A 22,400-nucleotide genomic window follows, 5' to 3' on the forward strand; every position below is an offset into this window, starting at 1 on the left:
CACTCCCCGCGGCGCAGTCACCGCAGGCGTAAATGCAAAAACGCCGGGATATCCCGGCGTTGTTTTACTCTTAGCTCGACTGCTGCGGCGTATCGCTGCCGCTCGGCTTACGACGCTTGCCGACATTTTTAGCATCGCGGTGACGTTTCTTCACGCGCGGCTTTTCTTGTTCTTCTTTTTTCTTCTCTGCGCGCTTGGCCAGCACCTTCTTGGAAGGCTTGCCGGTTTGCTTCTCGCTCGGCGCGCGGGTTGAAGGGCGCAGTTCGTCGATAACGCGTGCCTTCAGCGGCTCGTCAATGTAGCGACCGATTTTGCCCAGCAGCAGGTGGTCATGCGCCTCAACCAGAGAGATCGCCACGCCTTTCTTCCCGGCACGACCGGTTCGGCCGATACGGTGCAGATAGGTATCCGCGGTGCGCGGCATATCGAAGTTGAAGACGTGGCTCACGTCCGGGATATCGATCCCGCGCGCGGCAACGTCGGTGGCAATCAGTACGTTCATGCGGCCATCGGTCATGCGCTTAATCGCTTCGTTACGCTTCGCCTGCACCATTTCGCCTTCCAGCCAGCAGGTGTTGATACCGGCTTCACGCAGCCAGGATGCCAGCTCATGAACACGCTCGCGCTTGCGCACAAAGACGATAGAACGGGTGGCGTCCGGCTGTTGCAGCAGGTTTATCAGCAGGGCGGTTTTATGCTTAACGTCATCGGCGCGGTAGTACCACTGATGGATTTTCTTCCGCTCGCGGGTGGAAGGGGATGCGGACACCTCCACCGGCTCTTCCAGCAGACGCTCGGCAAAATCTTTGATGGCATCGCCTTCGAGGGTCGCGGAGAACAGCATGGTCTGCTTACGCCAGCGGGTTTCGCCGGCAATATGTTCGATATCCTGAGCGAAGCCCAAATCCAGCATTCGGTCCGCTTCATCGAGGATCAGCGTTTCTACGGCGCGGCAGTCGAAGTTCTCTTCTTTAATATACTGCAGCAGGCGGCCGGTGGTGGCGACCACGATATCCTGGTTTTCGCTGAACACTTCCGCGTGGTTCATGTACGCGACGCCGCCGGTGATGGTGGCGATATCGAGATGGGTGTGCGCCGCCAGCTCGCGCGCATGGTCAGCAACCTGCATCGCCAGCTCGCGGGTTGGCGTCAGGATCAGAATACGCGGAGGCCCTGACTTCTTGCGCGGGAAATCAAGCAGGTGCTGCAACGCTGGCAGCAGATACGCCGCTGTTTTACCGGTGCCGGTCGGGGCTGAACCGAGAATATCACGGCCATCGAGCGCAGGCGGAATAGCGGCGGCCTGAATGGCTGTCGGGCGTGTGAAACCTTTTTCCTGGAGGGCTTCCAGCAGGTTTTCGTCGAGTTCAAGTTCGGAAAAAGTCGTTACAGTCATTATCTACCTCTGAGTGGACCGACGATTATAGACGTTACGCGCGCAATGTTCATCTGTTTGTAAGGCTATCTGTTCTCCGGTATTGTGCATAGCCTCAAGCTCAGGAGTTTTTGCCCGCAAGGTTGTTAGGATGTCTCAGTCGAAGTTTGCGCTGCCGCGCAATGGTTTTACGTTTAAACAATTCTTTGTCGCTCACGACCGCTGCGCAATGAAAGTGGGTACCGACGGTATTCTGCTAGGCGCGTGGGCGCCGATTGCTCAGGTTAAGCACGTGCTGGATATCGGTACCGGCAGCGGCCTGCTGGCCCTGATGCTGGCTCAGCGTACCGGGGAGCAGGTGGTGCTGGATGCGGTTGAACTGGATGAAGAGGCGGCAGAACAGGCGCGGGAAAACGCCGTTGCTTCGCCATGGCCCGCCCGCATCCAGGTACATCAAGCCGATATTCAGCAGTGGCAGCCGCCGCAAACCCGACGCTATGAGCTGATTGTCAGCAATCCGCCTTTTTTTGCCGAAGGCGTGCCCTGCGCAACATCCCAGCGCGAACAGGCGCGATATACGACCACGCTCGATCACGTGACGCTATTAAGCTGTGCCGCTGAGTGTATCACAGAGGAGGGATTTTTCTGCGTGGTGCTGCCGGTGGATATTGGCGACGCGTTTGCCCGACGCGCGCAAACGATGGGGTGGCATCTGCGTTTACGCACCGACGTGGCGGAAACGGAAATGCGCGCGCCTCATCGGGTGCTCCTTGCCTTCTCGCCGACGGCGGGGGAGTGCTTCAGTGACCGGCTGATTATCCGTGGGCCAGAGCAGCAATACTCTGAAGGATTTACCGCGCTGACCCAGGACTTTTATCTCTTTATGTGAGCGTCCGGCGTGAGAACAGACGGCCCGCTGTCCGGCAGCAGATCCGGGTAGTCCAGCGTATAGTGCAGGCCGCGGCTCTCTTTGCGCAGCATTGCACAGCGCACAATCAGCTCGGCAACCTGCACCAGGTTACGCAGCTCCAGCAGGTTGTTGGAGACGCGGAAGCGGGCATAGTATTCGTCGAGCTCCTGCTGCAGCATGGTTATGCGCCGCAGGGCGCGCTCCAGGCGACGGGTCGTGCGCACAATCCCGACGTAGTCCCACATCAACAGGCGCAGCTCGTGCCAGTTATGCTGGATAACTACCAGCTCATCGGGGATTTCAACCTGGCTCTCGTCCCAGGCCGGCAGGTCGGTAACCGCCTGCGCCTGCGGCATGATGCGCCGAATATCTTCGGCGGCCGACCAGCCGTAGACCAGGCATTCGAGCAGCGAGTTGGAGGCCATGCGGTTGGCGCCGTGGAGGCCGGTGTAGCTGACTTCGCCGATAGCATACAGCCCCTCGACATCGGTCCGCCCGTTATCGTCTACCATCACCCCGCCGCAGGTGTAATGCGCCGCCGGCACAATCGGCACCGGCTCTTTCGTCAGGTCGATACCGAGACCGAGTAGCTTCTCGTAGATCATCGGGAAGTGCTGACGAATAAAGGCTTCGGGCTTATGGCTGATATCCAGATACATGCAGTCAACGCCGAGACGCTTCATCTCATGGTCAATGGCGCGAGCGACGACGTCGCGCGGAGCCAGCTCGCCGCGGGCGTCAAAATCGGGCATAAAGCGTGAACCGTCCGGACGCTTCAGGTGGGCGCCTTCGCCGCGCAGCGCTTCGGTCAGCAGGAAATTGCGCGCCTGCGGATGGTACAGCGCGGTAGGGTGAAACTGATTGAACTCCAGGTTGGCGACGCGGCAGCCCGCACGCCAGGCCATGGCAATACCGTCGCCGGATGATACGTCCGGGTTCGTGGTGTATTGATACACCTTGGCAGCGCCGCCGGTTGCCAGAACAACGGCTTTCGCTCCCCAGGTCTCAACCTTTTCTTCATTACGGTTCCAGATCCACGCCCCGACGACCCGACGATCGCCGGGCAGGCCAATCTTGTCAGAAATAATCAGATCGACGGCATTGCTGCGTTCGAGCACGCGGATATTGGGGTGTGAAAGCGCCTGGCTCACCAGGGTGGTTTCCACCGCTTTACCGGTGGCATCGGCGGCGTGGAGAATGCGGCGATGGCTGTGGCCGCCTTCACGCGTCAGGTGATAGCTCTCCTCGCCGTTGGCCTGGACCTGGGTGTCGAACAGCACGCCCTGATCGATAAGCCACTGCACGCAGGGTTTGGCGTTGCTCGCCACGAAGGAGACGGCGTGACGATCGCACAGGCCCGCTCCGGCGATCAGCGTATCCTCCACGTGAGATTCGATGCTGTCCGTTTCGTCAAAGACGGCGGCAATGCCGCCCTGCGCATAAAGGGTGGAGCCTTCGCTGATCGGGCCTTTGCTCAGTACGGTGACCGAACTGTGCTCCGCTAAACGCAAGGCAAGCGACAAACCGGCAGCGCCGCTGCCAATAATCAATACATCACAGGAGAACTCAGGAGTTGTATTCATGGCCTTTGTTTAATTTACTAAACACAATTGAGCCACAATAGCACCAGGTCGTGACGAATCGTACATTTTTTTTACCGTTGGTTGCGGCAACTAAACATGCTGCGCTAAAGCGGCGGGGGAGAAATGAAAGAAAATATTTGCGAAGCAGATCGTTAGCTTCAGATTTTATAGTGAAATATAAACCGTGTTACGTTACCCTTCTCGCGGACCTTACGCTTTTTCCTCATCATCTTACCTGCGCTGAGTAACGGGACATATAATGAGAGATAACAAATCGTCCGCCGTTGCCAGACAAAAATCAAAGGCGTAACGGAACTTTATTGTTTTCAGGTACTCCAATCGACTGCTTGCTCATAATGCAGTGATTGGGTAGTGCTTTGAAGACGCATGGGAATTAGGTTTGGGGAGACATTACCTCGGATGAGCGAGCAGTTAACGGATCAGGTCCTCGTCGAACGGGTCCAGAAAGGAGATCAGAAAGCGTTTAACCTGCTGGTGGTGCGCTATCAGCATAAGGTCGCGAGCCTGGTCTCCCGCTACGTGCCGCAGGGCGATATCCCGGACGTTGTTCAGGAGTCGTTCGTAAAAGCATGGCGTGCGCTGGATTCTTTCCGGGGAGATAGTGCTTTTTATACCTGGTTATATCGTATCGCCGTAAACACGGCGAAGAATTATCTGGTTGCTCAGGGTCGTCGCCCACCGTCCAGCGATGTTGATGCCAATGAGGCTGAAAACTTCGAAAGCGGCGGGGCGCTGAAAGAAATTTCGAACCCTGAGAACTTAATGTTGTCAGAAGAACTGAGACAAATAGTTTTTCGTACCATTGAATCGCTCCCGGAAGATTTACGCATGGCAATTACCTTGCGGGAGCTTGATGGCCTAAGCTATGAAGAGATAGCCGCTATCATGGATTGTCCGGTAGGGACGGTACGTTCGCGTATATTCCGGGCACGAGAAGCTATTGATAATAAAGTTCAACCGCTAATCAGGCGTTGACGATAGCGGAATACTGAAAAGGGTATCAGGCATGCAGAAAGAAAAACTTTCGGCCTTAATGGATGGTGAAACGCTGGATAACGAACTGCTTAATGAGCTGAGCGGTTCTTCTGAAATGCAAAAGACCTGGGAGAGCTACCATCTCATCCGCGATTCGCTGCGAGGCGACACCGCCGAGATGCTCCACTTTGATATCTCAGCTCGCGTGATGGCCGCCATCGAAAACGAGCCCGTTCGCCAGACGGTGCCGCTTATTCCCGAATCTCAGCCGGCACCGCACCAGTGGCGTCAGATGCCTTTCTGGCAGAAAGTGCGCCCGTGGGCCAGCTCGCTTACGCAGATGGGCGTCGCCGCGTGCGTATCGCTTGCTGTTATCGTCGGCGTCCAGCAGTATAATGGGCAAACCGAATCATCTCAGCAGCCTGAAGCACCGGTGTTTAATACCATGCCGATGATGGGCAAAGCGAGTCCGGTGAGCCTGGGCGTACCGGCAGATGCTTCCGCAGGAACCGGTCAACAGGTGCAGGTCCAGGAGCAGCGTCGCCGCATTAACGCCATGCTGCAGGACTATGAATTACAGCGTCGCCTGCATGCCGAACAGCTTCAGTTTGGCCAAGCCCAGACTCAGCAGGCCGCCGTTCAGGTACCGGGTTATCAAACTTTAGGAACGCAATCGCAGTAATGAAGCAACTTTGGTGTGCCATGTCGCTCATGGCAGGCAGCCTGTTCTTCTCTGTCAACGCCTCGGCTGATACCTCTTCCGGGGCGTTGTTGCAGCAAATGAACCTGGCTAGCCAGTCCCTCAATTATGAGCTGTCCTTCGTCAGCATCAACAAACAGGGCGTTGAGTCGCTGCGTTATCGTCACGCGCGGCTGAACAATCAACCCCTCGCTCAGCTTTTGCAGCTCGATGGTCCCCGTCGTGAGGTTGTGCTGCGCGGTAATGAAATCAGCTACTTCGAGCCTGGGCTCGATCCGTTCACCCTGAACGGTGACTACATCGTTGATTCCCTGCCTTCACTGGCCTATACCGATTTCAAACGCCTGGCGTCCTACTACGACTTCATCTCCGTGGGACGTACGCGTATTGCCGATCGCCTGTGCGAAGTGATCCGCGTGGTGGCGAGAGACGGCACGCGCTATAGCTATATTGTCTGGCTCGATGCGGAAACCCGGCTGCCGATGCGGGTTGATTTGCTCGACCGCGATGGCGAAACCCTGGAGCAGTTCCGGGTTGTGTCCTTTAGCGTTGGCGATAAGGTAAGCAGCAGCATGGAGACGCTGGCGAAGGCTAATTTGCCTCCGCAGCTGTCGGTGCCGGAAGGTGGCGATAAAGCTAACTTCAACTGGGCGCCAGCCTGGCTACCGCAGGGCGTCTCCGAGATATCCAGCAGCCAGCGTCGTCTGCCAACCTTCGACGGCCCGGTTGAATCTCGCCTCTATTCGGACGGGCTGTTTAGCTTCTCGATCAACGTCAATCGCGCAACGGCGAACAGCAGCGATCAGCTGCTACGCACCGGGCGTCGTACCGTGAGTACCACGGTACGCGACAGCGCGGAGATAACCGTGGTGGGCGAACTGCCGCCGCAAACGGCTAAGCGCATTGCCGACAGCATCAAATTCAAGGCCGTACAATGATTAAAGAGTGGGCGACCGTCGTTTCCTGGCACAACGGGATGGCGCAGGTGCACTGCGATGTCAAAGCGTCCTGCAGCAGCTGCGCTTCGCGCGCCGGCTGCGGTAGCCGGGTGCTGAATAAGCTGGGGCCGCAAACCAGCCACACTATCAGCGTGCCCAGCGCAGAACCGCTGAGTGTCGGGCAAAAAGTGGAGCTCGGCATCGCGGAAAGCAGCCTGTTAGGCTCCGCGCTATTAGTGTATATGGCGCCGCTGGTCGGGCTGTTTGTGATGGCATCCCTTTTCCAGGTGCTGTTCTCTAATGATTTTGCCTCCCTCTGCGGCGCGATACTTGGCGGCGTTGGCGGGTTCCTGGTCGCGCGCGGGCTCTCCCCCGGCCTGGCCGCTCGTCAGTCGTGGCAGCCGATCATCATTAGCGTGGGTTTAGCGCCCGATTTAGTGCGTATTGAAACACCCTCTTCAGAAGCAGGTCAGTGATTCCACTGGCCTTTATTTTTTATTTACCGCTCCCGTAAGATCCCGCCATTTACTCCGGTGATGCTAGCTGTAAGAGCATTTCCTGGTTTCAAGGATGTAGTGTAGAATGCGGCGTTTTCGGATTAAAAAACGTCAGGCACAGAACAGTGGCCTCATGATACGCGTAAGGCATAATTAACTCTAAATATGAAGAATATACGTAACTTTTCAATCATCGCCCACATCGACCACGGTAAGTCTACGTTGTCTGACCGTATCATCCAGATTTGCGGTGGCCTTTCCGATCGTGAAATGGAAGCCCAGGTACTGGATTCCATGGATCTTGAGCGTGAGCGCGGCATTACCATTAAGGCGCAGAGCGTCACCCTGGATTATAAGGCCACCAATGGTGAGACCTACCAGCTGAACTTTATCGACACCCCGGGACACGTCGACTTCTCCTATGAAGTGTCGCGCTCTCTGGCCGCCTGCGAAGGCGCGCTGCTGGTTGTCGATGCCGGTCAAGGGGTTGAAGCCCAGACGCTGGCTAACTGCTATACCGCGATGGAAATGGACCTCGAAGTTGTGCCGGTCCTCAACAAAATCGACCTGCCTGCGGCCGATCCGGAACGCGTTGCGGAAGAAATTGAAGATATCGTCGGCATTGACGCCGCCGATGCGGTGCGCTGCTCGGCGAAGACCGGCGTAGGCGTTCCGGACGTGCTGGAGCGACTGGTGCGCGACATTCCGCCGCCGGAAGGCGATCCGGACGCCCCGCTGCAGGCGCTGATCATCGACTCCTGGTTCGATAACTATCTCGGCGTTGTCTCGCTGGTGCGTATTAAAAACGGCACCATGCGCAAGGGCGACAAGATTAAGGTCATCAGTACCGGACAGGTTTATAACGCCGATCGCCTCGGTATCTTTACGCCGAAGCAGGTCGACCGTACCGAGCTGAAGTGCGGTGAAGTTGGCTGGCTGGTGTGTGCGATTAAAGACATCCTCGGCGCGCCGGTGGGCGATACCCTGACCACTTCCCGTAACCCGGCTGACAAAGCGCTGCCTGGTTTCAAAAAGGTCAAACCGCAGGTGTACGCCGGCCTGTTCCCGGTGAGCTCTGACGATTACGAAAGCTTCCGCGATGCGCTGGGCAAACTGAGCCTCAACGACGCCTCTCTGTTCTATGAACCAGAAAGCTCGACGGCGCTGGGCTTTGGCTTCCGCTGCGGCTTCCTTGGCCTGCTGCACATGGAGATCATCCAGGAGCGTCTTGAGCGCGAATACGATCTGGATCTGATTACCACGGCGCCAACGGTAGTTTATGAAGTTGAGACGACGTCGAAAGAGGTTATCTACGTCGATAGCCCGTCCAAGCTGCCGCCGCTGAATAACATTTACGAGCTGCGCGAGCCTATTGCCGAGTGCCATATGCTGCTGCCGCAGGAGTTCCTCGGCAACGTCATCACCCTTTGCATCGAGAAGCGTGGCGTGCAGACCAACATGGTTTACCACGGTAAACAGGTTGCGTTGACCTATGAGATCCCGATGGCAGAAGTGGTCCTCGACTTCTTCGATCGCCTGAAGTCAACCTCTCGCGGCTACGCGTCGCTGGACTATAACTTCAAGCGCTTCCAGGCCTCCAACATGGTGCGCGTCGATGTGCTGATCAACAGCGAGCGCGTTGATGCGCTGGCGCTGATTACCCACAACGATAACGCTCCGTACCGCGGCCGCGAGCTGGTAGAGAAGATGAAAGAGCTGATCCCGCGTCAGCAGTTCGATATCGCGATTCAGGCGGCAATCGGCAACCACATCATCGCCCGTGCTACCGTTAAGCAGCTGCGTAAAAACGTCCTCGCGAAATGCTATGGCGGCGACGTGAGCCGTAAGAAGAAGCTGCTGCAGAAGCAGAAAGACGGTAAGAAGCGCATGAAGCAAGTAGGTAACGTTGAGCTGCCGCAGGAAGCGTTCCTCGCCATTCTGCACGTGGGTAAAGACGGAAAATAACCATTAAGGAGTTGGCATGGCGAACATGTTTGCCCTGATCCTGGTGATCGCAACCCTGGTAACGGGGCTTTTATGGTGTCTGGATAAGTTTATCTTCGCACCGAAGCGTCGCGCAGGTCAGGCCGCAGCCCAGGAAGCGACCGGTGAAGGTCTGGATAAAACAACGCTGAAGAAGGTCGGCCCGAAACCGGGCTGGCTGGAAACGGGGGCCTCGGTGTTCCCGGTGCTGGCGATCGTGCTGGTGGTGCGTTCATTTATTTACGAACCCTTCCAGATCCCGTCAGGCTCAATGATGCCGACGCTGCTGATTGGCGATTTTATTCTGGTAGAGAAGTTTGCTTACGGGATTAAAGATCCTATCTATCAGAAAACGCTGATCGAAACCGGGCATCCGAAGCGCGGCGATATCGTGGTGTTTAAATACCCGGAAGATCCGCGCCTCGACTACATCAAGCGCGCGGTGGGTTTACCGGGTGATAAAGTCACCTACGATCCGTTGGCCAAGCAGGTCACTATCCAGCCGGGATGCAGTTCCGGACAGGCGTGCGGCAACGCGCTGCCGGTCACTTACTCTAACGTTGAGCCGAGCGATTTCGTCCAGACCTTCTCTCGCAGCAACGGCGGCGAAGCGACCAGCGGATTCTGGCAGCTGCCGAAGGGCGAGAGCAAGGCGGACGGTATCCGTCTGACCGAGCGCAAAGAGACGCTGGGTGACGTTACCCACCGTATTCTGACCGTGCCGATTGCCCAGGATCAGGTGGGGATGTACTACCATCAGTCCGGTCTGCCGCTGGCGACCTGGATTGTGCCGCCGGGCCACTATTTCATGATGGGCGACAACCGCGATAATAGCGCGGATAGCCGCTACTGGGGCTTTGTGCCGGAAGCCAACCTGGTGGGTAAAGCCACGGCTATCTGGATGAGCTTCGAAAAACAGGAAGGCGAGTGGCCAACCGGCGTGCGTTTATCGCGCATCGGCAGCATCCACTAATTTCCCTGTTCGATTCACGCTGCCGCTGCAATATCGGCAGCGTGAATTATTTAATATTTAAATCCATCCAAACTAACGACATCCCTTGTCGTTGCGTATAGAATATCCCCCCGAAGTTTTGGTTGTCTCTCGTAAGAGTGACACTGCACACGAAACCGCGTTGGTTGTTTATTCTCTCAATAATTTGGGTTGCAGAAAGGCGACAAGCAAGCGCGCATGCAACGTGAAGTTGGCGAGAATGCTCAGGTCGGTTTCGTGTGCTGCATTTTTGACGCATTCATCTATTGGTAACGCATGAACCCCATCGTAATTAATCGGCTTCAACGGAAGCTGGGCTACACTTTTAATCATCAGGAGCTGTTGCAACAGGCATTAACTCACCGCAGTGCCAGCAGCAAACACAATGAGCGCCTGGAATTCTTAGGCGACTCTATTTTGAGTTTTGTGATCGCGAATGCGCTCTACCATCGTTTCCCTCGGGTTGACGAAGGCGATATGAGCCGCATGCGCGCGACGCTGGTACGAGGCAACACGCTGGCGGAAATCGCTCGCGAGTTCGAGCTGGGTGAATGTCTGCGTCTGGGGCCGGGTGAATTGAAAAGCGGTGGCTTCCGTCGTGAATCGATTCTGGCAGATACCGTCGAAGCGTTAATTGGCGGAGTCTTCCTCGACAGCGATATTCAGAATATCGAACGTCTGATCCTCTCCTGGTACCAAACTCGTCTGGACGAAATTAGCCCGGGCGATAAGCAAAAAGATCCGAAGACCCGACTGCAGGAGTATCTGCAGGGTCGCCATCTGCCGCTGCCATCTTATTTGGTAGTTCAGGTGCGCGGGGAAGCACACGATCAGGAATTTACTATCCACTGCCAGGTTAGCGGCCTGAGTGAACCGGTGGTCGGCACGGGTTCCAGCCGTCGCAAGGCGGAGCAGGCTGCCGCCGAACAGGCGCTGAAAAAGCTGGAGCTGGAATGAGCGAAGAAAAAAATTATTGCGGGTTTGTTGCCATCGTTGGCCGCCCGAACGTGGGTAAATCCACGCTGTTGAACAAGCTGCTTGGGCAGAAGATTTCGATTACTTCTCGTAAAGCGCAGACCACCCGTCACCGCATCGTCGGCATCCATACCGAAGGGCCGTATCAGGCAATCTACGTTGATACCCCGGGCCTGCATATGGAAGAGAAGCGGGCGATCAACCGCCTGATGAACAAAGCGGCGAGCAGCTCGATTGGCGACGTTGAGCTGGTGATCTTCGTTGTTGAAGGCACCCGCTGGACCGCGGACGACGAAATGGTGCTGGGCAAGCTGCGCGACGCCAGGGCGCCGGTTATTCTGGCGGTGAACAAAGTCGATAACGTGCAGGAGAAGGCCGATCTGCTGCCGCACCTGCAGTTCCTGGCAAGCCAGATGAACTTCCTCGATATCGTGCCGATTTCCGCGGAAACCGGGACTAACGTCGATACCATCGCCGGGATTGTGCGTAAACATCTGCCGGAAGCGATTCATCACTTCCCGGAAGATTACATTACCGATCGCTCCCAGCGCTTTATGGCTTCTGAAATCATCCGTGAGAAGCTGATGCGCTTCCTCGGGGCCGAGCTGCCGTACTCCGTAACGGTAGAGATCGAGCGTTTCCAGACCAACGAACGCGGCGGTTATGATATTAACGGCCTGATCCTGGTTGAGCGCGAAGGTCAGAAGAAGATGGTTATTGGCAACAAAGGCGCCAAAATCAAAACCATCGGTATTGAAGCGCGTAAAGACATGCAGGATATGTTCGAAGCACCGGTTCACCTCGAACTGTGGGTGAAGGTCAAATCCGGCTGGGCCGACGACGAGCGCGCGTTGCGCAGCCTCGGTTACGTTGACGATCTCTGAGTTTGCTACTCCATGGCTTTCGAGGTGCAGGCAGGCGGCAAGACCGCGAGTCTCCGGGAGCTTACTGTCGTAAGCGACCGGGGTGACTGTACGCAGCCGGCGCGCCTGCAACCTGAAAGACGACGAGTATGATGGAAGGCTGGCAGCGCGCTTTCGTCCTGCATAGCCGCCCGTGGAGCGAAACCAGCCTGATGCTGGACGTCTTCACGGAAGAGTCGGGCCGCGTGCGTCTTGTTGCCAAAGGCGCGCGTTCCAAACGCTCCAGTCTGAAAGGCGCTCTCCAGCCATTTACCCCCTTACTGCTCCGCTTTGGCGGCCGTGGCGAAGTCAAAACGCTGCGCAGCGCCGAGGCCGTTTCGCTGGCGCTACCGCTCAGCGGGATTACGCTCTATAGCGGCCTCTACGTCAATGAGCTGCTCTCCCGGGTGCTCGAACACGAAACCCGCTTCTCTGAACTCTTTTTCGACTACCTGCACTGCCTTCAGGCGCTCGCCGGCGCGAGCGGTACGCCGGAGCCGGCTTTACGCCGCTTCGAGCTGGCCCTGCTCGGGCATCTGGGCTACGGCGTCGATTTCCTGCACTGCGCCGGCAGCGGCGAAGCGGTCTCCGATACCATGACCTATCGCTACCGTGAAGAAAAAGGCTTTATCGCCAGCCTGGTTATTGATAACAACAGCTTTACCGGGCACCATTTGAAGGCGCTGGCTAACCGTGAGTTCCCGGATAGCGATGCCTTACGTGCTGCCAAACGCTTTACCCGTATCGCCCTGAAGCCGTATCTTGGCGGCAAGCCGCTAAAGAGCCGGGAGCTGTTTCGCCAGTTTATTCCCGCCAGAGCGGCGCGAGCAGATAAAACAAATAATGAACAATGAGGATTGTCATGGCTGAATTACTGTTAGGGGTCAACATTGACCATATCGCTACGCTACGTAACGCTCGCGGCACCGCATACCCGGACCCGGTACAGGCAGCATTTATCGCCGAGCAGGCCGGCGCCGACGGTATCACCGTGCATCTGCGTGAAGACCGCCGCCATATCACCGACCGCGACGTGCGCGTCCTGCGCCAGACGCTGGATACCCGCATGAACCTCGAAATGGCGGTGACCGAAGAGATGCTGGCGATCGCCTGCGAAACCAAACCGCATTTCTGCTGCCTGGTGCCGGAGAAGCGCCAGGAAGTGACCACCGAAGGCGGCCTGGACGTGGCCGGCCAGCGCGAAAAAATGCGCGACGCCTGCCAGCGTCTTGCCGATGCCGGCATTCTGGTTTCGCTGTTCATTGATGCCGATTTTGCGCAAATTAAGGCGGCGGCGGAAGTGGGCGCGCCCTATATCGAAATTCATACCGGCTGCTACGCGGATGCCGAAAGCGACGCGCAGCAGGCCAAAGAGCTCGAGCGCATTGCCAAAGCGGCCACCTACGCCGCCAGCCTTGGCCTGAAGGTCAATGCCGGACACGGTCTGACCTACCACAACGTCAAGGCCATCGCCCGACTGCCGGAAATGCATGAGCTGAATATTGGCCACGCGATTATCGGTCGCGCGGTGATGAGCGGCCTGAAGGAAGCGGTTGCTGAAATGAAGCGCCTGATGCAAGAAGCCCGTCCTTAATGGCTATTCTCGGGCTGGGCACGGATATCGTTGAAATTGCCCGCATTGAAGCGGTGATCGCCCGTAGCGGCGATCGCCTTGCCCGACGCGTATTAAGCGATAGCGAGTGGGCAATCTGGGAGCAGCACCAGCAGCCGGTGCGCTTTCTGGCCAAGCGCTTCGCGGTGAAAGAGGCGGCGGCAAAAGCGCTGGGTACCGGCATTCGTAACGGTTTGGCTTTTAATCAGTTTGAGGTTTATAACGACGAGCTGGGTAAACCGAAGCTGCGCCTGTGGGGCGAGGCCAGGAATCTGGCGGAGCGCCTGGGAGTCAGCGCCGTTCACGTCACGCTGGCCGATGAGCGCCACTACGCCTGCGCAACGGTCATTATCGAAAGCTAGATTTTATCCGCGTGGTGCATCAGCACAAACTTATCCCACAGCTGCTCTTCGTTCTCGGGGTGCGCCGGATCTTTAAGGATCGTATTGGGGATCGGGCACACTTTTTGACAGGTGGGCGTTTCGTAATGACCCACGCATTCCGTGCAGCGATCGCTGTTAATTTCATAAATGCTATCACCCATCGAAATGGCCTCGTTCGGACATTCCGGTTCGCACATATCGCAGTTGATGCATTTTTTGGTAATTAACAGCGCCATCAGGTAATTCTCAGAAACAACACAAACAGGGCGGGCATTATACGCCCATTTTCTGCTCACACCAGCTTTTTCACCAGCGCCTCGCTGTGGCGAATACGCTCCGGCGCATGCTCAAGATCCTGCTGTACCAGCGCCATAAACAGCAGATCCGTCAGCATCATCTGCGCGCTGGTTGAGGAGATTGCCGCGCTGCGCGTCGCCTGCTCTTCGGCAATGGTGTACAGGCACTGGGAGGCCTGCTGCTGCAGCGCGTTGGGGCTGAAGCCGGTGATCGCGAGGATCCGGCAGCCAACGCGCAGGGCTTCCGCCGCCGCCATGTTGATTTCCCGGCGTTCGCCGGAGTAGGAGATGGCGAACAGCAGATCGTCTGGCGACATCGCCTGGACGGTGGCCAGCAGGGCGTGCATATCCTGCTCGGCGACGGCGTTGACGCCAATTTTCATCAGCTTCCAGCTGAAGTTGCGCGCCACCAGGCCCGAGGCGCCGATGCCGGTAATAATGACCCGGCGAGCGGTACGCAGCAGCGCAACGGCCTCCAGCAGCTTCTCTTCGCTGTTAACGTCCAGCGAGGCGTGCATCGCCGCCACGTTATCCTTAATCAGCTTTTCGCCCACCAGACGCAGCGGATCGTCGCCGAGGATCTGGTTATGCACCGGGACCGACTGCGGGTCGGGGGCGCTGGCCAGCGCTTCGCTCAGCGCCAGCTTCAGGGCCGGGAAACCTTTGAAGCCCATCTTCTGGGCGAATTTCACCACGCTCGACTGGCTGACGCCCGCTTCACCCGCCAGCTGCTGCGAGCTGAGGTGCCGGGTCTGGTCCGGCTGGGCGAGGATAAAATCAGCCAGCTTTTTATCGCTTGCCGCCAGCGACGGGTAGCGCTGGCGAATGCGGATTAAACAGTTCATAGGTTTTCCTGAGGACAGCCTTCACCCTCTGCTGAAAGAATTTTGTATTCGATTATAAGAGGATTATGGCGAATTAAAAATTCTGGCGCTGAGATTTATTAATCAACGACCTTAACCTAAATTCAACGCTCGCAGATGTTTTTAATATTAAGGGTGCAAGGCTGGTAAGCTAACGGGCAGCCGGAATGACCAAAAGAAGAGGTTGAGTTTGAATAGCGCTATGCGTCGGGTGGTCTTTTTTGATCTTGATGGAACCCTGCACCAGCAGGATATGTTTGGCAGCTTCATACGCTACGTCCTGCGTCATCAGCCCCTGAATCTGCTGCCGGTACTGCTTTTGCTGCCGGTTATCCTCGGCGGGCTGCTGGTCAACGGCAGGGCGGCGCGCTGGCCGATGAGCCTGCTGCTGTGGGCCTCCACCTGCGGGCGCTGCGAGGCGAAGCTCAAGCGTCTTGAGGCGAACTTTGTCCGCTGGTTTCGCCAGCACGTGACGGCGTTCCCGGTGGTGCATGCCCGGCTAACGGGCTATTTGACCAGCACCGATGCCGACGTCTGGCTGATCACCGGTTCACCGCAGTCGCTGGTGGAGCAGGTCTATTTTGATACGCCCTGGCTACCGAGAGTGAACCTCATCGCCAGCAGAATGGCGCGTCGCTACGGCGGCTGGGTCCTGACTCTGCGCTGCCTGGGGCATGAAAAAGTGGTGCAGCTGGAGCAAAAAATTGGCGCGCCGCTGCGGCTGTATAGCGGCTACAGCGACAGCGAGCAGGATAATCCGCTGCTCTGCTTTTGCCAGCATCGCTGGCGGGTGACGCCGCAGGGCGATCTGCATCAGCTAGAGTGATAGTGTCTAATGCGCGGCCGCCATGTATAATGCGCCCCGCTTTTGCACAGGAGTCCCGCTTTGTCTGACCATGAACGCAATGATGAATACTGGATGCGTCACGCTTTGACGCTGGCTAAACGCGCCTGGGAAGAGGGCGAGGTGCCGGTGGGTGCCGTGCTGGTACACAATAACCAGGTCATCGGCGAGGGCTGGAATCGGCCGATCGGCCGCCACGATCCGACCGCGCACGCCGAGATCATGGCCATACGCCAGGGTGGGCTGGTGCTGCAAAACTACCGCCTGATTGACGCCACGCTGTACGTGACCCTCGAGCCGTGCGTGATGTGCGCCGGGGCGATGGTGCATAGCCGCATCTCGCGGCTGGTATTTGGCGCCCGGGATGCGAAAACCGGCGCCGCCGGATCGCTTATCGACGTGCTGCACCATCCGGGGATGAACCATCGGGTTGAGATCGCTGAAGGCGTTCTCGCCGAGTCGTGTTCGGCCATGCTGAGCGATTTTTTCCGCTGGCGGCGGGAAGAGAAAAAGGCGCTGAAAAAGGCGCGCCAGGCGGACGAGAGCTAGTGGTTCAGCCCGGGGATTTTGAACCTGGCGTTATCGACCAGCGCTTCGGTGCGGAATTTGAAAAACGGTAGCGTCTGCTCTTCCTTTTTATCTACCTCATCCGGCATAACCGCCGGATAGTCACCGGCCATCGCCAGCGCCTGCTGGTCCTTCCTCTCCTTCTCGGACAGATAGCCGACCAGGCTAATGTGGTATTTGCGAATGTTCTCGACGTAAGCGTACGCTTCATGGCCCCGCGCGTAGCCGTATTTCAGCCTGCTGTAGTAGGATTTTTGGCTGAGAAGCGGCAGGCGCTGCTTCACGTCCGCCCAGCTGTTGGGATTCCCTTGCTGTTTTTTCGTCAGGGCGATGGCGTCGAGAATATGCGCGTAGCCCATATTGTACGCCGCCAGCGCAAACCAGATCCGCTCATCTTTGGGGACCGAATCCGGAACCTTGTTCATCATATCCTGCAGATAGCGCATGCCGCCGTTGACGCTCTGCTCGGCATCGGTGCGGTCGGTTAATCCCAGGCTCTGAGCGGTGTTTCTGGTGAGCATCATCATCCCGCGAACCCCGGTCGGTGAGGTCGCCTGCGGATCCCAGTGCGACTCCTGCCAGGCAATCGCCGCCAGCAGGCGCCAGTCGATCTGACGGGCGTACTTTTCAAACATCGGCTGCAGGTCCGGCAGGACATTCTCTACCGCCCGCAGGAAGGTGCGCGTATCGACATAATCGAAATCGTTGCCGTGCCCGAGATACTTCTCTTCCAGCCGCGCCAGGGTGCCGTCTTCATTAATGTTGTTGAAGAAATCGAGCATCGCCGCCGAGAGCGAGTTGTCTTCGCCCTTGATGCTAAACCAGGTCACCGGCTGCTCATCGCTGATATCCAGCGCGACCGCCAGCTCAGGATGCACGCGCTGAAACAGGCTGACCGCCACGGAATCGGCGATGGTGTAGCTCAGATCGCCATCGATCACCGCCTGCATTAGCGCCGTGGTGCCGCGCTTTTCATCGACGCGCCAGCTGAGATCGGGGTATTTGCTCTCCTTCAGGCTCTGCAGGTCGTTAATGGCGACGTGGCCCGGCGCGATAGCCAGCTGGTCGGCATTGAGGCCAGCAAGGGTGCGCGGGCGGGGGCTGCCGACCCGGTAGACCAGCTGCTGCGATACGGAGTAGTAGCTCGGTCCCGGCTGATAGTTCTTCACCCGCTCGGAGTTATAGACCAGCCCGGCGCCGAGCATGTCGGCCTTCCCGTTGTCCAGATCGTCAAACAGCTGGCTGATATTCTGCCGAACGGTGATCTTCAGCTTTACGCCGAGGTAGTCGGCGAACTGCTGCGCCAGCTCGTAATCAAGACCGTAGGTTTTGTCATTGATGGTCGCAAAGGTCATCGGCGAATTGATGGTGCTGATGCGCAGCTCCCCGCGCGACATAATTCCCGCCACGCGGTTCTCTGGTTTGCCCGACCACGGGATCGACGGCCACAGGGCAGCCGCCAGCAATAAGGTAACAATGCCGATGAGCAGATAATTAATCTTTAGTTTTTTCAGATAGTTAATCTTCTGCAGCTCTATGTTCCTCAGCAGACTATGACCGGAAAAAGTAAAAGGTTGTCGTTGAATGAGCGGCATTTTGCTTAAGAATGCGCCAGTTGGCAACTTATTCGCGATAGAGGTCACATTTAATGATAAACGCGACGAATGATTTTATTTCCACGCAAACGGTTTCGTCAGGGCGCAGGATTCACTATAATAGCGCCCGTTTCCCCCCTGGCTCATATTGAAAGCTTCGAAGACGAGAGACTTATGATGGAAATTTTGCGTGGTTCACCTGCACTGTCGGCATTTCGTATCAATAAACTGCTGGCACGTTTCCAGGCGGCCAACATACCGGTAAGCACAATATATGCAGAGTATGTTCATTTTGCCGACCTGAACGCCCCGCTCGGCGGTGAGGATCGCGAGAGGCTGGCACGACTGCTCAAGTATGGCCCAAGCTTAAGTAGCCATACCCCAACCGGTAAATTACTGCTCGTCACCCCCCGCCCTGGCACCATCTCCCCCTGGTCTTCTAAAGCTACCGATATCGCCCATAACTGCGGCCTGGCACAGGTTGTGCGCCTTGAGCGCGGCGTAGCGTACTACGTTGAAGCCAGCACGCTGAGCGCAGAGCAGTGGGCCGTTGTTGCAGATGAGCTGCACGACCGAATGATGGAAAGCGTATTCGACGCGCTGGAAGAGGGCGCGAAGCTGTTCGCTCAGCATCAGCCTAAGCCTGTCACCAGCGTCGATCTGCTGGGCCAGGGCCGTCAGGCGCTAATTGACGCTAACCTCCGTCTGGGGCTGGCGCTGGCGGATGACGAAATCGACTACCTGCAGGATGCTTTCAAAACGCTGGGCCGTAACCCGAACGATATCGAACTGTATATGTTCGCGCAGGCCAACTCCGAGCACTGCCGCCACAAGATTTTTAACGCCGATTGGGTCATCGACGGCGAACAGCAGCCGAAGTCGCTGTTTAAGATGATCAAAAATACCTTTGAGAAGACCCCGGACTACGTTCTGTCCGCTTACAAAGACAACGCCGCGGTCATGGAAGGTTCTGAGGTCGGGCGCTTCTTCGCCAGCCATCAGGACGGGATTTATGACTACCATCAGGAAGCGGCGCATATCCTGATGAAGGTAGAAACGCACAACCACCCGACGGCGATTTCTCCGTGGCCGGGCGCAGCGACCGGTTCCGGCGGTGAAATCCGCGATGAAGGCGCAACCGGACGCGGGGCGAAACCCAAAGCGGGCCTGGTCGGGTTCTCGGTCTCTAACCTGCGCATCCCGGGCTTTGAACAGCCGTGGGAAGAAGACTTTGGCAAACCGGACCGCATCGTGACCGCGCTGGATATCATGACCGACGGTCCGCTGGGCGGCGCGGCGTTTAACAACGAATTTGGTCGTCCGGCGCTGAACGGCTACTTCCGCACCTATGAAGAAAAGGTGACCAGCCACAACGGTGAAGAGCTGCGCGGCTACCACAAGCCGATCATGCTGGCTGGCGGCATCGGCAACATCCGCGCCGATCATGTCCAGAAAGGCGAAATTATCGTTGGGGCGAAGCTTATCGTGCTCGGCGGCCCGGCGATGAACATTGGCCTCGGCGGCGGTGCGGCCTCGTCTATGGCATCCGGTCAGTCTGATGCGGACCTCGATTTCGCCTCCGTCCAGCGCGACAACCCGGAAATGGAACGTCGCTGCCAGGAGGTCATTGACCGCTGCTGGCAGCTGGGCGACGCCAACCCGATTCTGTTTATCCACGACGTCGGCGCGGGCGGCCTTTCGAACGCCATGCCGGAGCTGGTGAGCGACGGCGGCCGCGGCGGTAAATTCCAGCTGCGCGATATCCTCAGCGACGAGCCGGGCATGAGCCCGCTGGAAATCTGGTGTAACGAATCCCAGGAGCGCTACGTATTAGCAGTGGCGCCGGACCAGCTGCCGCTGTTTGACGAGCTGTGCCGCCGCGAGCGCGCGCCTTACGCCGTGATTGGCGACGCTACCGAAGAGCTGCATCTGAATATGAGCGACAGCCATTTCAACGACCAGCCGATCGATCTGCCGCTGGACGTGCTGTTGGGCAAAACGCCGAAAATGACCCGCGACGTGCAGACCCTGAAGGCCAAAGGCGAAGCGCTGAATCGCCAGGGAATGACCGTTGCCGACGCGGTAAATCGCGTTCTGCACCTGCCGGCGGTGGCGGAGAAAACCTTCCTCGTCACCATCGGCGACCGCACCGTTACCGGTATGGTGGCGCGCGACCAGATGGTTGGCCCGTGGCAGATCCCGGTGGCGAACTGCGCGGTTACCACCGCCAGCCTCGATAGCTACTACGGCGAAGCGATGGCCCTTGGCGAACGTTCGCCGGTGGCATTACTCGATTTCGCCGCCTCCGCCCGCCTGGCGGTCGGAGAAGCGCTGACCAACGTGGCGGCAACGCAAATTGGCGCGCTGAATCGCGTGAAGCTTTCGGCAAACTGGATGGCAGCGGCCGGACACCCGGGCGAAGATGCCGGTCTGTACGAAGCGGTGAAAGCGGTTGGCGAAGAGCTGTGCCCGGCTCTGGGCCTGACTATCCCGGTCGGCAAAGATTCTATGTCGATGAAAACCCGCTGGCAGGAAGGCAGCGAGCAGCGCGAGATGACCTCTCCGCTGTCGCTGGTGATCACCGCCTTTGCCCGCGTGGAAGACGTGCGTCGCACCGTGACGCCGCAGCTCTTGACCGAAGACAACGCCCTGCTGCTGATTGATTTAGGCAACGGCCACAACGCGCTGGGCGCGACCGCGCTGGCGCAGGTTTATCGCCAGCTGGGCGATACCCCGGCAGACGTTCGCGACGTCGCGCAGCTGAAAGGCTACTGGGACGCAATGCAGGCGCTGGTGGCTGAACGCAAGCTGCTGGCATACCACGACCGTTCCGACGGCGGCCTGCTGGTGACGCTGGCCGAAATGGCCTTCACCGGCCATTGTGGCGTGGATGTGGATATCGCTGCGCTGGGCGACGATAGCCTGGCGGCGCTGTTCAACGAAGAGCTCGGGGCGGTTATTCAGGTTCGCGCTGCGGATCGCGAGGCGGTTGAAGCGCTGCTGGCCTCCCACGGTCTGGCGGAGTGCACCCACTACCTGGGTCAGGCAACGGCGAGCGATCGCTTCGTCATCACCGCCAACGGCAGCCCGGTATTCAGCGAAAGCCGCTCTACGCTGCGTATGTGGTGGGCAGAAACCACCTGGCAGATGCAGCGTCTGCGCGATAACCCCGAGTGTGCCGATAGCGAGCACGCCGCGAAAAGCAACGACAGCGATCCTGGCCTCAACGTTAAGCTCTCTTTCGATATCAACGAAGATATTGCCGCGCCGTACATTGCGACCGGCGCGCGTCCGAAGGTGGCGGTACTGCGCGAGCAGGGCGTTAACTCGCACGTTGAGATGGCCGCGGCCTTCCATCGCGCGGGCTTTGATGCCGTTGACGTGCACATGAGCGACCTGCTTGCGGGCCGTACCGGCCTTGCCGACTTCCAGGCGCTGGTGGCCTGCGGCGGCTTCTCTTACGGCGACGTGCTGGGCGCGGGCGAAGGCTGGGCGAAATCGATTCTGTTCAACGACCGCGTGCGCGATGAGTTTGCGACCTTCTTCCATCGTCCGCAGACCCTGGCGCTGGGCGTGTGTAACGGCTGTCAGATGATGTCCAACCTGCGGGAGCTGATCCCGGGAAGCGACCTGTGGCCGCGCTTCGTACGTAACTACTCTGACCGCTTTGAGGCGCGCTTCAGCCTGGTTGAAGTGACGCAAAGCCCGTCTCTGCTGCTGCAGGGGATGGTCGGCTCAATGATGCCTATCGCCGTGTCTCACGGTGAAGGGCAGGTGGAGGTTCGCGACGGCGCGCATCTGGCGCAGCTTGAGAGCAAAGGCCTGGTCGCGCTGCGTTTCGTCGATAACTTCGGTAAAGTGACCGAAAGCTACCCGGCGAACCCGAACGGCTCGCCGAACGGGATTACCGCCGTTACCAGCGAAAGCGGTCGCGCCACCATTATGATGCCGCACCCTGAGCGCGTCTTCCGCAGCGTGGCCAACTCCTGGCACCCGGAAAACTGGGGCGAAGACAGCCCGTGGATGCGTATTTTCCGCAACGCGCGTAAGCAGCTGGGCTAAACCGAACCCTGGCTGATGCTCTAAAAGGCCTCCCGCGAAAGCGGGGGGCCTTTTTGTTTGTGATGGCTATCGCTGCAGGGTGTCGGGATTTACCGACAAACGCCGGGGAGGAGTGTCTCTAAAAGGAGACATTTAACCCATTGATTTTAAACAGGGTTGCTAAGTCAGCGTTTAAGTGTCGCTAAATGGCGACGGAGTGGCTAAAAAACAGACATCGCCGTCAAGGGTGTAAAATATAGAAAACCATTTACATTTCATTGTGTTAATAAAATGTTTTGTAATGTGGCATAGAACATGCATAATAATAGGCAGTGGCTCATTCACCTTC

The 22,400-nt window shown here is 57.8% G+C and carries 20 protein-coding genes; 15 read left to right on the top strand and 5 right to left on the bottom strand.

What is annotated here, in order from left to right; genetic code table 11:
• Positions 1–70 precede the first annotated feature (70 nt).
• Complete coding sequence (gene srmB / locus HCK03_RS06225; RefSeq protein WP_041146763.1) at positions 71–1,396, bottom strand: ATP-dependent RNA helicase SrmB; 1,326 nt, start codon at positions 1,394–1,396, stop codon at positions 71–73.
• Between the two features lie 130 nt (positions 1,397–1,526).
• Between srmB and trmN the strand changes: the two genes are divergently transcribed.
• The gene (gene trmN, locus HCK03_RS06230; protein WP_167691278.1) at positions 1,527–2,264 is read left to right on the top strand and encodes a tRNA(1)(Val) (adenine(37)-N(6))-methyltransferase TrmN; all 738 of its coding nucleotides are present in this window, start codon (positions 1,527–1,529) and stop codon (positions 2,262–2,264) included.
• On the opposite strand, the gene nadB is transcribed toward trmN, so the two are convergent.
• Complete coding sequence (gene nadB, locus HCK03_RS06235) at positions 2,249–3,868, bottom strand: L-aspartate oxidase (RefSeq protein WP_041146761.1); 1,620 nt, start codon at positions 3,866–3,868, stop codon at positions 2,249–2,251. The two genes, trmN and nadB, sit on opposite strands and share 16 nt — an antisense overlap.
• A gap of 420 nt (positions 3,869–4,288) precedes the next feature.
• On the opposite strand from nadB, the gene rpoE reads away from it, so the two are divergent.
• The 11 genes from rpoE (at position 4,289) to acpS (ending at position 13,824) form a co-directional block, all read left to right on the top strand.
• On the top strand, positions 4,289–4,864 hold the full coding sequence (rpoE, locus tag HCK03_RS06240) for an RNA polymerase sigma factor RpoE (protein ID WP_041146760.1): 576 nt from the start codon (positions 4,289–4,291) through the stop codon (positions 4,862–4,864).
• 31 nt (positions 4,865–4,895) lie between these two features.
• On the top strand, positions 4,896–5,546 hold the full coding sequence (gene rseA / locus HCK03_RS06245; protein ID WP_041146759.1) for an anti-sigma-E factor RseA: 651 nt from the start codon (positions 4,896–4,898) through the stop codon (positions 5,544–5,546).
• Positions 5,546–6,502, top strand: coding sequence for a sigma-E factor regulatory protein RseB (rseB, locus tag HCK03_RS06250; protein WP_041146758.1), 957 nt, complete (start codon positions 5,546–5,548; stop codon positions 6,500–6,502). Before rseA ends, rseB begins: the two co-directional genes overlap by 1 nt.
• Positions 6,499–6,978, top strand: coding sequence for a SoxR-reducing system protein RseC (rseC, locus tag HCK03_RS06255; protein ID WP_115192106.1), 480 nt, complete (start codon positions 6,499–6,501; stop codon positions 6,976–6,978). Before rseB ends, rseC begins: the two co-directional genes overlap by 4 nt.
• A gap of 186 nt (positions 6,979–7,164) precedes the next feature.
• Entirely contained in the window at positions 7,165–8,964 is a 1,800-nt protein-coding gene (gene lepA, locus HCK03_RS06260) for a translation elongation factor 4 (protein WP_041146756.1), read from the top strand.
• A gap of 16 nt (positions 8,965–8,980) precedes the next feature.
• Complete coding sequence (gene lepB, locus HCK03_RS06265; protein WP_041146755.1) at positions 8,981–9,955, top strand: signal peptidase I; 975 nt, start codon at positions 8,981–8,983, stop codon at positions 9,953–9,955.
• 294 nt (positions 9,956–10,249) lie between these two features.
• Positions 10,250–10,930: a ribonuclease III gene (rnc, locus tag HCK03_RS06270; RefSeq protein WP_041146753.1), complete on the top strand. Its 681-nt coding sequence runs from the start codon at positions 10,250–10,252 to the stop codon at positions 10,928–10,930.
• A complete protein-coding gene (gene era, locus HCK03_RS06275) occupies positions 10,927–11,832 on the top strand; it encodes a GTPase Era (RefSeq protein ID WP_041146752.1) in 906 nt (301 codons plus the stop codon). The genes rnc and era overlap by 4 nt, the downstream gene beginning before the upstream one ends.
• A gap of 131 nt (positions 11,833–11,963) precedes the next feature.
• Entirely contained in the window at positions 11,964–12,704 is a 741-nt protein-coding gene (recO, locus tag HCK03_RS06280; protein WP_041147718.1) for a DNA repair protein RecO, read from the top strand.
• Positions 12,705–12,712: 8 nt separating this feature from the next.
• Complete coding sequence (gene pdxJ / locus HCK03_RS06285; protein ID WP_045856382.1) at positions 12,713–13,444, top strand: pyridoxine 5'-phosphate synthase; 732 nt, start codon at positions 12,713–12,715, stop codon at positions 13,442–13,444.
• On the top strand, positions 13,444–13,824 hold the full coding sequence (gene acpS, locus HCK03_RS06290) for a holo-ACP synthase (RefSeq protein ID WP_123710377.1): 381 nt from the start codon (positions 13,444–13,446) through the stop codon (positions 13,822–13,824). The genes pdxJ and acpS overlap by 1 nt, the downstream gene beginning before the upstream one ends.
• Here acpS and HCK03_RS06295 read toward each other — a convergent pair.
• Both HCK03_RS06295 and HCK03_RS06300 read right to left on the bottom strand, forming a co-directional pair.
• The gene (locus HCK03_RS06295) at positions 13,821–14,081 is read right to left on the bottom strand and encodes a YfhL family 4Fe-4S dicluster ferredoxin (RefSeq protein ID WP_041146749.1); all 261 of its coding nucleotides are present in this window, start codon (positions 14,079–14,081) and stop codon (positions 13,821–13,823) included. The two genes, acpS and HCK03_RS06295, sit on opposite strands and share 4 nt — an antisense overlap.
• 56 nt (positions 14,082–14,137) lie before the next feature.
• On the bottom strand, positions 14,138–14,986 hold the full coding sequence (locus HCK03_RS06300; RefSeq protein ID WP_076947780.1) for a MurR/RpiR family transcriptional regulator: 849 nt from the start codon (positions 14,984–14,986) through the stop codon (positions 14,138–14,140).
• A gap of 220 nt (positions 14,987–15,206) precedes the next feature.
• On the opposite strand from HCK03_RS06300, the gene yfhb reads away from it, so the two are divergent.
• Together yfhb and tadA are read left to right on the top strand one after the other, a co-directional pair.
• Positions 15,207–15,830, top strand: coding sequence for a phosphatidylglycerophosphatase C (yfhb, locus tag HCK03_RS06305; protein WP_167692400.1), 624 nt, complete (start codon positions 15,207–15,209; stop codon positions 15,828–15,830).
• 60 nt (positions 15,831–15,890) lie between these two features.
• Entirely contained in the window at positions 15,891–16,397 is a 507-nt protein-coding gene (tadA, locus tag HCK03_RS06310) for a tRNA adenosine(34) deaminase TadA (RefSeq protein WP_041146746.1), read from the top strand.
• Here the strand turns inward: tadA and mltF are convergent.
• On the bottom strand, positions 16,394–18,010 hold the full coding sequence (gene mltF, locus HCK03_RS06315) for a membrane-bound lytic murein transglycosylase MltF (protein ID WP_167691279.1): 1,617 nt from the start codon (positions 18,008–18,010) through the stop codon (positions 16,394–16,396). The two genes, tadA and mltF, sit on opposite strands and share 4 nt — an antisense overlap.
• A 174-nt stretch (positions 18,011–18,184) precedes the next feature.
• On the opposite strand from mltF, the gene purL reads away from it, so the two are divergent.
• On the top strand, positions 18,185–22,072 hold the full coding sequence (purL, locus tag HCK03_RS06320; RefSeq protein ID WP_167691280.1) for a phosphoribosylformylglycinamidine synthase: 3,888 nt from the start codon (positions 18,185–18,187) through the stop codon (positions 22,070–22,072).
• The last annotated feature ends 328 nt before the right edge of the window (positions 22,073–22,400 follow it).

The organism is Klebsiella terrigena (assembly GCF_012029655.1).
GTDB lineage: Bacteria > Pseudomonadota > Gammaproteobacteria > Enterobacterales > Enterobacteriaceae > Klebsiella > Klebsiella terrigena.